The organism is Telluria sp. ZB2R32 (assembly GCF_059685715.1).
Genome location: NZ_JCASIG010000001.1, coordinates 660,319 through 673,675, shown reverse-complemented (window position 1 = coordinate 673,675; position 13,357 = coordinate 660,319). Strand labels below are relative to the sequence as shown.

General features: G+C 63.7%; 7 protein-coding genes. 2 read left to right on the top strand and 5 right to left on the bottom strand.

Annotation, left to right across the window (positions count from 1 at the left end):
- Positions 1–41: 41 nt before the first annotated feature.
- Positions 42–1,052 (top strand): type I glyceraldehyde-3-phosphate dehydrogenase, encoded by a 1,011-nt coding sequence (gap, locus tag AC56LG_RS02895; protein WP_497164624.1) that lies wholly within the window; start codon positions 42–44, stop codon positions 1,050–1,052.
- An 89-nt stretch (positions 1,053–1,141) separates the two neighbouring features.
- On the opposite strand, the gene AC56LG_RS02890 is transcribed toward gap, so the two are convergent.
- The 4 genes from AC56LG_RS02890 to AC56LG_RS02875 form a co-directional block, all read right to left on the bottom strand.
- Positions 1,142–1,939, bottom strand: coding sequence for a tetratricopeptide repeat protein (locus tag AC56LG_RS02890; protein WP_497164623.1), 798 nt, complete (start codon positions 1,937–1,939; stop codon positions 1,142–1,144).
- A 162-nt stretch (positions 1,940–2,101) separates the two neighbouring features.
- A complete protein-coding gene (locus tag AC56LG_RS02885) occupies positions 2,102–4,903 on the bottom strand; it encodes a TonB-dependent receptor domain-containing protein (protein WP_497164622.1) in 2,802 nt (933 codons plus the stop codon).
- 428 nt (positions 4,904–5,331) lie between these two features.
- Entirely contained in the window at positions 5,332–6,093 is a 762-nt protein-coding gene (gene map / locus AC56LG_RS02880) for a type I methionyl aminopeptidase (RefSeq protein ID WP_497164621.1), read from the bottom strand.
- A gap of 150 nt (positions 6,094–6,243) precedes the next feature.
- Entirely contained in the window at positions 6,244–9,060 is a 2,817-nt protein-coding gene (locus AC56LG_RS02875) for a TonB-dependent receptor domain-containing protein (RefSeq protein ID WP_497164620.1), read from the bottom strand.
- Positions 9,061–9,361: 301 nt separating this feature from the next.
- Between AC56LG_RS02875 and AC56LG_RS02870 the strand changes: the two genes are divergently transcribed.
- Positions 9,362–10,336 carry an IS1595 family transposase gene (locus tag AC56LG_RS02870; protein WP_497164619.1) on the top strand — a complete coding sequence of 325 codons (975 nt, stop codon included), beginning with the start codon at positions 9,362–9,364 and terminating at the stop codon, positions 10,334–10,336.
- 56 nt (positions 10,337–10,392) lie between these two features.
- Here AC56LG_RS02870 and AC56LG_RS02865 read toward each other — a convergent pair whose 3' ends face one another.
- Positions 10,393–13,299 carry a TonB-dependent receptor domain-containing protein gene (locus AC56LG_RS02865; RefSeq protein ID WP_497164618.1) on the bottom strand — a complete coding sequence of 969 codons (2,907 nt, stop codon included), beginning with the start codon at positions 13,297–13,299 and terminating at the stop codon, positions 10,393–10,395.
- Positions 13,300–13,357: the final 58 nt, after the last annotated feature.

Below are 13,357 nucleotides of genomic sequence, written 5' to 3'. Positions count from 1 at the left end.
CCCTGCCTGCTAACGGTTTTTTTTAATCAGGAGCAAAAAGTATGACCATCAAGGTTGCCATCAACGGCTACGGCCGTATCGGCCGTAACATCCTGCGCGCTTTCTACGAAGGCGGTAAACAGCAGGATATCCAGATCGTCGCGATCAACGACCTCGGCAATGCCGAGTCGAACGCCCACCTGACCCGCTACGACACCGCCCACGGCAAGTTCCCGGGCACCGTGACGGTCGAAGGCGACACCATGATCGTCAACGGCGATCCGATCCGCGTGTTCGCACAGCGCAACCCTGCCGAAATCCCATGGGGCGAGCTGGGCGTGGACGTGGTGCTGGAATGCACCGGCTTCTTCACCACCAAGGAAAAGGCTTCGGCCCACCTGAAGGGCGGCGCCAAGAAGGTCATCATCTCGGCACCGGGCGGCAAGGACGTCGACGCGACCATCGTCTTCGGCGTGAACCAGGACGTACTGAAGTCGACCGACACCGTCATCTCGAATGCTTCCTGCACCACCAACTGCCTGGCCCCGCTGGTCAAGCCGCTGAACGATGCCATCGGCCTGGAAACCGGCCTGATGACCACCGTGCACGCCTATACCAACGACCAGGTGCTGTCGGACGTGATGCACGAAGACCTGCGCCGCGCCCGTTCGGCGACCCAGTCGATGATTCCGACCAAGACCGGCGCCGCCGCCGCGGTCGGTCTGGTGCTGCCCGAGCTGAACGGCAAGCTGGACGGCTTCGCGATTCGCGTGCCGACCATCAACGTCTCGCTGGTCGACCTGTCCTTCATCGCCAAGCGCGACACCACCGTCGACGAAGTCAACCAGATCCTCAAGACCGCCTCGGAAGGCGCCCTGAAAGGCATCCTGACCTACCAGACCGAACCGCTGGTCTCGATCGACTTCAACCACAACCCGGCCTCGTCGAACTTCGATTCGACCCTGACCAAGGTCTCGGGCCGCCTGGTGAAAGTATCGTCGTGGTACGACAACGAGTGGGGCTTCAGCAACCGCATGCTCGACACCACCGTCGCGCTGATGAACGCGAAGTAATTTACTGCAACGCACGTTGAAAAGGCCGCTCCGATCTATGTCGGAGCGGCCTTTTCATATGCGCTGACCTGAACGATCAGCGGACGATGTCAGCGTCCGCCCGGCGGGGTGACCGGCATGGTCGGCATGATAGGCGGTCGCGCTTGCTGCTGGGATTCCTGCTCGCGCTGGCGCTGCGCCAGCATTTCGTACTCGAGTTTGCGCGCCTTGTTTTCCGAGGCTACCTGCTGCTCGGTCGCGCCTTGCCAGACGGCGAACTGCGTCGTCACGCGCTCGGCATCGCGCTGCGCTTGCGTGATGGTGGTCTCGTAAACGCGGGCCAGGTGCGTGCCGACCTGCTCCGCTTCGCGCGGCGTCAGTAGCCGGGCGACATCGGCAGGCACACGCTTACCGGCCGGCATGGCGTCGTTCATGTTCGCGACGAAGCCGTTATAGCATTGCTGCCAGGCGTTATAAGCATCCTGGGTCTGCTTGATCTCGGCGTTGGTACGCGACATCGCCGGTATCGCCGGCGCAGTGCAATTGAAGCGGCCGGACACCAGGTCTTCGCCCTTGTAGCCACTCGTCCAGTAGGCGATATCGGCGGCGCGCGCTTCGCGCTGCTTCAGGATGTCCAGCGATTCGACGGCGCCCGCATGGCCGCGTGCGGCCGCCTTCTGCATCCAGCTGGTCGCCGCAGCAATGTCGACTGTCGTACCGTCGCCATACCAGTACATCTCGCCCAGGCGGAACTGGGCTTCCGTGTTGCCGGCCTGCGCCAGCTTCGCATAGATCGGCAAGGCCTTGTCGTAGGCCTTTGCGGCCAGAAATTTGTCCGCATTTTCCAGTTCGCCGGCGCCGGCCAGTCCCGATACCCCCAACATCAGCACACAAAACAGTCGTTTCATCTCGCCTCCCAGTTGTAGTGAAAACAATATAGAACAATAAGTTTTAGATGGCAATATTTGCTTTCGACCTAACTATGCCAGCTGGGTAAAACGGCCGCACCAGAGCACTTTATAAAAAAAACGGGCGCCGAAGCGCCCGTTCCATCCGTCAGCCGAAGCCGATCAGAAGCGGTACTCCGCGGTCAGGCGCAGGCTGCGGCCCTGCACGTCCGCGGTGCTTTGCGGAATGACACCGCCGTTGCTCGAGAACTCACGCAGGTCGACCGCCGGACGGTGGTCGAAGATGTTGCGCACGTGGGCCGTCAGGGTCCAGCCCTTGAAGCCACGGTAGGCCGTGGTGTAATCCCAACGCACGTACGAACCGACGCGGCACTCCGATTCCGTCCAGCCGCGGGCGGCACAGCCATCAAGCGTATAGGTTTCGTCGTAGAAGTCGCCGCGCATCTGCGTGCTGCTGTTGAAGCTGGCGCGCAGCGCGTTCGAGAAGTTGCCCGAATCGAGCGAGACCGTCGTGTTGGCCACGACCTTCGGCGCGCCGTAGCGGCCTGCCAGGTTGTCGCCGTAGCTGCCCAGCGTGCTGCTGAAGTAGCGCAGATCGAGCAGGTAAGTGGCGTTGGCATCGACGTTGACGCGGCCGTAGGCGGTGCGGAAGCGTGCCGAACCGGTCACGTCGAAACCGCTGGTCTTGGTCTTGGACACGTTTTCGAACATGCCCGAGGTACCGACCAGCGGGCCGGTGGTGACGCCGTACTGCGCCTGCTCGGCGGCGCTGAAGGTCTTGTCGTTGGCCAGCGTTGCGCGCTCGATCACGCCCGGCGCCTGGTCGGCTTCCGCCGCCAGCAGGTCGTCGGTGCTCTTCAGGCCGATCTCGTCCTTGCGCTCGATGCGCCAGTAGTCGACGGCGACGCTGTAGCCCTTGACCGGCTCGAACACCAGGCCCAGCGTGGCGCTGCGCGAGGTTTCAGGGGCCAGGTCCGGGTTGTTGCGCACGTTGCTGAACACGCCGGCGGCGCACTCGTCGCTTTCGACGGCGTCGGCACGGGCGCTGAGCAGGGCATTGTTCGGATCGTCGCTGCCAAGGCCGTCGGCACGCGCGCGCAGGTCCTTGGCCAGGGCCAGGGCTTGCGGGCAGCGGCGTGGATCGGTGACGCCGTTGTTGAAGGCGAACTTGCTCGACTGGGCGCTTTCGGTCAGGTTCGGAGCGCGGAAGCCCGATTCGACGGTACCGCGCACCAGCAACTGCTTGTTCGCTTCCCAGCGGAAGGCCAGCTTCGGCGAGACGTGGGCGTCGAAGTCTTCGTACTTGTCGACGCGGGCGGCGCCGACGACTTCGAAGGTCTTGGTGACGGGAACGTTGATCTCGGCGAAGGCGGCGCCGGTCATGCGCTTGGCGTTGGCCGTGGCCGAACCGTTGCCGACGATGTCGCCGGCGAGCAGGTTGGCGGTCGGGTTGATCTCGAACTTCTCGTGGCGCAGTTCGCCGCCGAACGCGGCGCCGATCGAACGGTCGCCCCACTTGGCGACTTCGCCGCTGATCTTGCCGTCGACGAAGGTCTGGGTGATCTTGCCGTCGTAGCCGTATTCCGGGAACAGGGAGTTCAGTACCTCAGGCGAATTCTGGCCGCCGATGGCATAGCCGCGGTTGAAGAAATTCGGGTCCGTCGGGGTGTAGTCCGCGTCGAATTGCGCGTCGTCGCCGATGACCTGCTTGAAGCCGCTCGCACTGAAGGTGCCGCGGCCGCGCGATTTGGTCTTGCTGCCCATGACGCCGACTGCGGTTTCCCAGTCATACTGGTTCCACGAACCCTTCAGGCCGGTCAGCACGCGGTACTGCGAACTCTTGATGGCTTCGCTGCTGCCCGCATCGGTGAAGCGGTAGCGCAGGGCGGCAGGTGCGCCCGTCGTATTGAGCGGGTGGCTCGCCGGCAGCGACAGGTAAGTAAAGTTCAGGCGTTCGCCGGTGATCGGGTTGCCCCAGATCGAGTCGGCACTCGTCGAGTCGTAGGTCGGGTAGGCCGACTGGTAGGTGGTCTTGGTGCGCGAGTAGAGGACTTCGGCGAAGGCGTCGACGGTGTCGCTGATGCGCATCTTGCCCGAGACCAGGGCGTTGACGCGGTCGGCCGCGGGAATCGCCTGGAAGCGCTCGAAGCGGTCGTACTGGCACAGGCCGGATGCGACCGTGGTGCAACCCGGAACCGCATAGCCGCTGCCGTCGGCGCCGAGGATGTTGCCCGGATAGCTGAAGGTCGACGGTGCGCCGCGGTTGCCGAACATGCGGCCGCTGCCGGGCGCGACCGAGGTGAACTTCTCGCCGTAGGCCGGGTTGATGTCGTCGATCACGGAACGCCACATGACGGCGTCGCGCTTGTACAGTTCGACGTTGGCCAGCACGTTGTAGCCGTCGGTATCGAAGTCGCCCAGGCCGCCGGTGATGCTGGCGTTGCGGGTCTTGAATTCGCTGTTTTTGAGCGACTGGTTCTGGCTGGCTTTCAGTTGCACGCCGCGGTAGTCGTTGCGGGTGATGATGTTGATGACGCCGGCCACCGCGTCCGAACCGTAGACGGCCGAACCGCCGTTGCGCAGCACTTCGACGCGCTCGATCGCGTCCAGCGGCAGCGAGTCGAGGTTGGTGAAGACTTCGTTGTAGTCGGCCAGCGCATACGGCGCCACGCGGCGCGAGTTCAGCAGGACCAGGGTCGACTGCTTGCCCATGTTGCGCAGCGAGGCCGACGAGGCGCCGCCGGCGAACGAATTGCTGCCGCCGATGTCGGTCAGGCTGCCGGTCGAGGCGGTCAGGGTATTGAGGAGTTCGGTGACCGAGTTGGCACCGGTGCGCACGATGTCTTCGCGGCGCATGACGGTGACCGGGGTCGCCGTTTCCGCATCGATTTTCGCAATGTTCGAACCGGTCACGAAGACCTTCTGCACCGGCTGCGCGGCGTCTTGTTGTTGGGCGAATGCCATTTGCGAACATGCCAGCGCCACTGCAACTGCCAGCGCGCTCTGTTTGCTAACACTATGTAGTTTCAAGATTTCTCCAAATTGAATGACGAACCATCTGACAGGCATGTATGCCAGATGTCTCGATGCGTAATTTGAAGAAATAAAATGTTACGGTCAAGTGAGGAATGGATAGATTCTGGAGGAAATATTCATTTGTGTACAATAAACAACTGAAATATTTCTGCGATTATTTAAGCGACGTTACGCTGTATAGACAGGTAGATGCGGGACGTATAGACAATTCGTGGCGGCATTACGGCGACGCTTTTGTGGTCAAACGTTAAATGCAGGCGCGCCGGCGCCGTCGATGGGCATGACGCCCTTGCCGTGAAGGGGAGGGGTGCGGCGCCGCGGGCGCGGCGCTGGAAGTCGTGATGGAGAAGGGCGGGTCAGCGTGGCCAGGGCGTGAGGATTTCGAAGCCGTTCGCCGTCACGGCGATCATGTGTTCCCACTGGGCCGAGAGCGAACCGTCGCGCGTGACCACGGTCCAGCCGTCGTCCAGTTGCACCACTTCGTCGTCGCCGGCATTGATCATCGGCTCGACGGTGAAGGTCATGCCTTCCTTGAGCAGCAGGCCCGTATTCGGGCGGCCGTAGTGCAGCACCTGCGGGTCTTCGTGATAGACGCGGCCGATGCCGTGGCCGCAATAGTCGCGCACCACCGAGTAGCCAGCGGCTTCGGCGATCTTCTGGATCGCATGGCCGACGTCGCCCAGGCGCGAACCCGGACGCACGGTGCGGATGCCCGCCATCATGCATTCGAAGGTGGTGTCGACCAGCCGCTTGGCCTCCGCGCTCGGGGTGCCGGCGTAGTACATGCGGCTGGTGTCGCCGTGCCAGCCATCCTTGATGACGGTGACGTCGATGTTGACGATGTCGCCATCCTTGAGGATTTCCTTGTCGCTCGGGATGCCGTGGCAGACCACCCCGTTGACCGAGGTGCACAGGGTTTTGGGGAAGCCGTGGTAGCCGACGTTGGCCGGCGTTGCCTTCTGCACCTTGCGGATGTACTCGTGGCAGCGGCGGTCGAGTTCTTCGGTGGAGACGCCGGGCACGACGTATTCTCCGATCATGTCCAGGACCTCGGCGGCCAGGCGGCCGGCCACGCGCATCTTGGCGATGTCCTTGTCGTTCTTGAGTTTGATTGCCATTGTTTACCTTGAAGAATCGCGCCGGCCGCGTCGGCCGGGTGCGCACAATCCGCCATCATACCTGAGACCCCAAAAAAAACCGCCGGGCTTGCCGGCGGATCGGTCCTTCCTGCCGTGCCGCCATGGCGGCCGTCACGGCAATCTACCCGGTCAGAACCGGTACGAGGCGTTGACGTAGGCGGTACGGCCGCGCGCATCGTAGTAGCGGTCGTCGTAGCCGAACTGCTGGCCACGGCCCGCACCCGAGGTCGACGGCACGAAGGGCGGTTCCTTGTCGGCCAGGTTCAGGACGCCGGCCGTTACCGACCAGGTAGCGCTCGGGGTCCAGACGGTTTGCAGGTCGAAGGTGGCGAACGACTTGACCTTGTAGCGCACGTCTTCCTGGCCGGTGACATTGCCGCCGGTGTCGAGCACGTCGACCAGGGTCTCCTGGTCGGTATAGCCCGACTTGAAGTTCGCGCTCAGGGTGGTCGAGAAGTTACCGGTCTTGAGCGTATTGCGCCAGGTGCCGCGATTGCGGAAGGTGACCGTGCCCAGTTCATCGAAGTTGCCGATCGCCGAGTAGTAGTCGCCGTCGCGCTGGAGCTGGCTCTTCTCGCGCAGCATCTGCGAAATGTTCAGCTGCGAGGTGAGCGCGCCCCATGGCGTGCGGTAGCGGCCGGTGATGTCCCAGTCGATCCCGGTGGCGTAATACTTGCCCAGGTTCTGGTTGTTGGCCAGGAAGGCGAGGTAGTTGCGGCCGGTCGCCACGTCCACCTGCGAGCCCCAGGAGCTGGCGTAACGCAGCGGATCCTCGAACACCACCTGCTCGTTCAGCTGGCCGAAGGTGTCGCGGATGGCGACCGTCCACACGTCGGCGCCGAGGCTCAGCGCGCGGAAGGGCTCGTACCGGAAACCGATGGTGGCCTGGCGCGATTTTTCCGGTTGCAGGTCGGGGTTGCCGCCGGCGAGCTGGTCGTACTGAGTGCTGCCTGGACGGCAGATGGCGCCATTAGCGGCTGCGACTTGCTGCAGCGCAGGGGTGCAGGCGTAGCTTTCGCTGGTCACGCCGTAACCCTGGGTAGCCGCGTTCACCTGCGGCACCGTCGGGGCATGGAAACCATTGCCCACGGAGCCGCGCACCAGGAAGCTCGTCGTCGGCGACCACTTGAAGCTGGCCTTGCCGGTCCAGGCCGCGCCGAAGTCCGAGTAGTGGTCGTAACGTGCCGCCAGGCCCAATTCCAGGTTCTTGATGACAGGCATCACCAGCTCGGCGAACACACCCTTCGAGTTGCGTTTGGCGTCGTAGGGCAGCGCGCTGGCGGCGTCGCCGAAGCGCTGGTCGCACTCGAGACCAGCCGCTGGGTTGCACAGGATGCCGGCGGCCGGGTCTGCCAGGGCGCCCTGGGCGAACAGGCTCGGCCTGGACGCGTATTCCTCGCGGTTGAAGTTGACGCCCACGCCCAGCATCATGGCGCCGCCGGACAATTGCATCAGCGAGCGCGAGCCGTTCAGGCTGACCGAGTTCAGTTCCGAGACGCCGCCATCCCAGTAGCCATTGTAGGCCGCCGCGCTGATCGCTTGCTGCGCCGCCGGGCTTTGCTCGCCCGGGCCGATGAATGGATTGAGCAGGCCGCTGCTGGTGAGGTTGCCGACCGCGATCGCACCCGGATAGCCGGAGATGCTGCCTTCGACCTTGCTCTTCGAGTAGTTATACGACGCGTCGTAATCCCAGCCGGCATAGCTGCCGCGCGAACCGAGCACGGCGCTGGCGAACTGGGCGATGTCGTTCGACGTGCGCTGGCCCAGGTCGAACAGGCGGTAATAGGCGACGCTGTCGCCGGTAATGCCGACCGGCGCCAGGTACTGGTTGTGCAGCGGCGTGCCGGCGTCGATCGCGATCTGTCCCGGCACCGGGGCGATGCGCGAGCTTTGCTTGGTCTGCGAGAGCAGCACGTTGGCGTACAGTTCCTGGCCGAAGGCCTTGGTCGTCCCCGACAGCATCAAGCTGTCGCGCTTGCGTTCCGGGAAAATCTCGAGATCCTGCACGAAGTCGTAGCCGCAGTAGTCGTCGACATAGTCTTCGCCGCCAAAGGAATACGGCTGGATGACGCGGAAGGTTTTTGTGGGGCAGCTGCCATTGGCGCGCTGGTAAGGACTGATGAGTTGGCCGCGGTCGTCAGTGGCGTTGGCCGGAATCGGGCTGACCGAATACTGCTGGATGCGGTATTGCTTGCCGTTCTGCGAAAAGTTGCGCACGCCGGTGTTGGCGAACGAGCGGCTGCCCGAGGTCAGTTTGGTGCGCTCGTCGTGGCCGAAGGTCAGCATGACGTTCCAGCCGTCATCGTCGAGCGACCCGAAGCCCTTGGTCAGGCTGAAGCGGCGTTCGCGTGCACCATCTTCCGGATGCGAATAGCCGATCGTGATGTCGGCGTCCGTACGGTTGCTCTTGGTGATGAAGTTGACCACGCCGGCGATGGCGTCGGCGCCGTACAGCGCCGAGGCGCCGTCGGTCAGCAGTTCGACGCGGTCGATGGCCGACAGCGGAATCGAATTGAGGTCGAAGCCGGCCGCGAAGCCGGTCAGGGTCTGGCCGCCGAACTGCGCCAGGCGCTTGCCGTTGAGCAGGACCAGCGTACGGGTTTCGCCGATGTTGTGGATCGAAATACCCGAGAAGCCGTAGGTGTTGCCGCCGACCGAGCCGGTTTCGCCGGTCGAGCCCTGCACGCTGGCCATGCGCTGCACCAGGTCGGCCATCGAGGTGACGCCCGAGGCGCGGATCGCTTCGGCGGTCACGACTTGCACCGGCAGCGCCCCCTCGGCGGCGATGCGTTTGATCGAGGAGCCGGTCACTTCCACGCGTTGCATGGCAGGCTGTTCCGGTTGCTCTTGCGCCAGCACCGGCAAGGCGGCCAGGCCGACGCCGAATGCGATGCCGCCAGAAAACATGAGGCGTAATGATTGCGCCAATACCTTTTCTTTAAACATGTATGTTCCTATTTATGCAAATGGAAACCCAGGCCGGCAACGGCCGACCGACTGGTCGTAAAAAGATGGTGTAAAGGGAAACTGTTCCATTTACTTTTGCCATAAAAACATTGGGCAATAAGACTGTCAACGCGCACACTCTTGGGCGGGCAAGACTGTTGTAAATCGGCTATCGACGCTGGGTAGCCGAATGGAAGCGCAGCGCCCATAAAAATACGCTGTCACCGTTCGCTATGGATGAGGATTGAACTGCTGAGTTGTTTCACGGTCGAACCCGTATCGCCAACGATATGGATCTGCCATGAAAGCGCCAGGTTTCAAGAAGTGGTTTGCGGCATTGCCGACACTGAATCAGCCGCAGCGGCTACGGGTACTCGATGCCTTGCGGCCGGCGGCCGGATTGCAGCAACCGCTCGCACTGATCGAACAATTGCGCGGACCCGGGCGCCGCTGCCCGCATTGCCGCTGTCCCGGCTGGCACCGCCATGGCTGCGCGAACGGCCTGCCGCGCTATCGCTGCCGCGGGTGCCGGCGCACCTTCAACGACCTCACCGGCACGCCGCTGGCACGGCTGCGTCTGCGCGCCAAATGGCTCGATTACCTCGATGCGTTGCGCGCGTCGCGCCCGGTGCGCGCAGCGGCAGAGCAAGTGAAGGTGCACCGGAATACCGCATTCAGATGGCGCCACCGGTTTCTCGACCGGGTCAAGGACGACCGGCCGGTGTGTCTGAACGGCATCGTCGAGGCCGACGAAATGTTTCTACGCGAGTCGCAGAAAGGATCGCGCAAGCTCGACCGGGCGCCGCGCAAGCGCGGTGGCGCGGCGGCAGAGCGCGGCATCTCGCGCGAACTCGACTGCATCCTGGTAGCGCGCGACCGCAGCGGCCAGACCATCGACGCCGTGACCGGGCGCGGCGCCCTGAGCAAGGCGCAACTCGAGCGCCACTTGCTGCCCTACCTCGACCGGCAAGTGCTGCTGGTCACCGACGCGCATGCGGCCTATCGCGCGTTTGCGCGGGCGCACGGGATTGCGCACCAGGCCGTCAACCTGCGCGCCGGCGAACGCCTCCGCCGCGAGGCCGCGGGCGCCATCCATGTGCAGAACGTGAACGCCTGCCACCGCCGCTTTCGTGAGTGGCTGGCGCGGTTTCATGGGGTCGCGTCGCGTTACCTGCCGAATTACCTGGGCTGGCGCCGCGCGCTCGATGGTGGAAAGGTCACTTCCGCCGATCAATTGTTGCGTCTGACCATCGGCCCCATCAACAGCGAACGGTGACAGCGCCATAAAAAATGCCCGCCGAAGCGGGCATTTCGCCAATCAGGCGTTCGGAATCAGAACGACTGGTTGTAGCGCACGTAGAAGAAGCGGTCGATCGGCAGGTCGGCGTCGATCGTGGTAGCCGACGATGCGCCATCGAGCGTGAAGCGCGGCTTCTTGTTGAACGCGTTGTTCACGCCCAGCAGGATGCGGCCGTTCCACGACGTGTTGTAGCCGACGTTGAAGTCGTGGTACGTCAGCGAGCCGCGGCGGTTGGCGCCGGCCGTAGTGAAGCCAGGACGGACCACGGTCGGCAGGTTGCACTCCCAGCCGTTGCGCACGCTCAGGCAAGCGTCGTTCTGGGCGCTCTGGTAGCGCATGCCCCAGGTCGCGCTCCAGTTACCCAGCGACCAGTCGGTGGTGAGGTTCGACTTCCAGCGCGGGTAGTCGTATTCGCCCGAGAAGTCGTTCCAGCGTGCGACCGCCGAGGCCTGGGTCGAATACTCGTCCAGGTAGGTCGTTTCGCTGCGCAGGTTGACCTGGCCGAACGAGAAGCGCGGCAGGCGATAACGCAGTTCGAGGTCGACGCCTTCGGTCTTGATCTTGCCGAGGTTGGCGTTGCCGCGCGACAGGCCGATGACCTGGCCGGTGGCACGGTCACGCACGATGCTCGAGCAGAAGTCGCTCAGGCCTTCTTCGAAGCACTGGCGTGCGATGTAGGTCGACGACACGGCCACGATGCGGTTGTTGATCTTGATGCTGTACCAGTCGACGGCAGCCGAGAAGCCAGGCAGGAAGTTCGGGTTGTACACCAGGCCCAGGGTACGGGTGACCGCGGTTTCCGGCTGCAGGAAGGCATTGCCGGCACCCGAGTTGAACGGATACGCGGTTTGCGCGCCGGCGCTCGAGGTGATCGGCGAGCCGCTCTGGATACGCTGGCGGTAGTTGGCAGGGGTGCCGGCCACGCCGCCGAAACCGGCGGTGCAACGGCCGAGGACGGCCGTGTTGGTGGCAGCGGCGCCGTAGAGCGTGTCGCATGGGTCGAGCCAGCCGGTGTCGAAGCTCTGCTGGCCGCCACCGAAGGTATCGCCCACGGTCGGTGCACGGAAGCCTTCAGCCCAGGTGCCGCGCGCCAGGATATCCTTGGTCGGGCGGTAGGTGAAGCTGGCCTTGCTGTTGGTGGTGGTGCCGAAGTTGCTGTAGTCCGAGTGGCGGGTGGCCAGGTTGAAGTTCAGCGATTCGACGAACGGCAAGCCTTTCAGGACCGGGATGTTCAGCTCGGCGTAGGCTTCCTTGACGGTGTAGTTGCCGTAGGTGGCATTGCCGGCCAGGTCGGTCGAGTAGCCCGACTGCTCGAACTGGCCCGGCTGGTCGTAGCCGCTCACTTCGCGGTGCTCGAGGCCGGCCGCGAAGCCGAGCGCGCCGGCCGGCAGGGTGAACAGTTCACCGCCGAAGTCGATGGTGCCGCTGTCGACCTTGCTGCCGTAGGTGGCCTGGCCGGTCGACATGATGTACTTCAGCGCTTCCGGGGTCGAAGCCGACGGGCCGCCCAGGATGTTGAACGGTACGCATTCGCCCAGCGGGATCGCCGCCGTCGGGGTGCCGCACTGGACCACGCCCGAGGCGTTCACGAACGATGGGCCAACGGCGCGTTTCAGGGCCAGCAGGTTGGTGTTGCCGGTGCCCAGGGTGCCGCCGTCCGTACGGCTGTGGTTCCAGCCGGCGCTCCAGTTCCAAGGCAGGCCGCGCAGCGCGAACTCGCCGCTCAGGGTGGCGTCGACGTGCAGGGTACGGTTGGTGTTCTCGGTGGTACGCGGCACTTCGATGGTGCGGCGGTAGAAGAACAGGTCCTGGCCGGTGCCGGGGGCAATGCCCACGCCCTGGTTGCCGTACGGGTTGTAATAGCTGTCCTTGTCGATAAAGACCGGGAACTTGCTCTGCGCGGCCGACTGCAGCGGATAGCCCGCCGTTGTCGACATGCTCTTGCGCTGGGAGTACATCGCGGTGGTGGCGAAGTTCAGGTCGTACGGCAGCTTCAGTTCGCCCTTGGTGAACAGCGTGTCGAGCTTGCTCGGCATCGCGAACACCATCTGGCGCGTGGTATTGAACAGGTCGGCCGTGACCGGGGTCAGCGCAGTGACGTCGTGGTAATTGTTGCGATTGCGCGAGTCCGTACCCACACCGTCACCGAGCTGGGCGCCAGTGTGGTTCAGGATCTTGTCGAAGCCGGTCACAGTGCCGGTGGCGCTGACCTGGCGGATACGGCCCCATGGACCGGCGCCCAGGTTTTCCAGCGGATAATTCGGGCCGCGCGAGTAGGAAGTAATTTCGCGATCGCGCGCCCAGACGGCGCCGGCTTCGGTATGCGACAGGCCGAACATCAGGTTCGCCTTTTCGTTGCCCGCGCCGTAGGAAATCGAGAAGTCCTTGTTGCGGCCGTCGCCTTCTTCGTTCTGGCCGGTGTACAGGCTCAGCTGGCCGCCTTCCATCGATTTTTTCAGGATGATGTTGATCACGCCCGCGATCGCGTCCGAACCATAGATCGCCGATGCGCCATCCTTCAGGATTTCGATGCGCTCGATCATCGAAGACGGGATGGTCGACATGTCGGTGTAGCCGGCCACGGTCTGGGTCCAGCGCTTGCCGTTGACCAGCACCAGCAGGCGTTGCGAACCAAGGTTGCGCAGGTTGGCGTACTGGCCGCCATTCTCGCGGTTCGAAGTCAGGGCGCCGCCCTTGCTGAACGCCGGCGAACCGGCCGACGACATGTTGTTGATGACGTCGCCGACCGTGACGAGACCGGTCTTCTGGATCTGTTCCTGGGTCATCACCTGGACGGGCTGCGAGGTCGCCAGGTCGACCGTGCGGATACGCGAGCCGGTCACTTCGACGCGCTGCATGGAATCCTGTGCCTGAACAACCGACATCATCGACTGAAGGGCGATGGCGACTGCCAACGCGATCTTGGTACGTTGTTGCATGTATTCTCCGATTTATTGCACGCCTTGTGGGCGACTGTTATATCCAAGGTTCAACGTT

Coding starts and splice junctions, on each gene's coding strand:
- gap (WP_497164624.1), top strand. CDS start 42: ATGACCATCAAGGTTGCCATCAACGGCTACGGCCGTATCGGCCGTAAC.
- AC56LG_RS02890 (WP_497164623.1), bottom strand. CDS start 1,939: ATGAAACGACTGTTTTGTGTGCTGATGTTGGGGGTATCGGGACTGGCC.
- AC56LG_RS02885 (WP_497164622.1), bottom strand. CDS start 4,903: ATGGCATTCGCCCAACAACAAGACGCCGCGCAGCCGGTGCAGAAGGTC.
- map (WP_497164621.1), bottom strand. CDS start 6,093: ATGGCAATCAAACTCAAGAACGACAAGGACATCGCCAAGATGCGCGTG.
- AC56LG_RS02875 (WP_497164620.1), bottom strand. CDS start 9,060: ATGTTTAAAGAAAAGGTATTGGCGCAATCATTACGCCTCATGTTTTCT.
- AC56LG_RS02870 (WP_497164619.1), top strand. CDS start 9,362: ATGAAAGCGCCAGGTTTCAAGAAGTGGTTTGCGGCATTGCCGACACTG.
- AC56LG_RS02865 (WP_497164618.1), bottom strand. CDS start 13,299: ATGCAACAACGTACCAAGATCGCGTTGGCAGTCGCCATCGCCCTTCAG.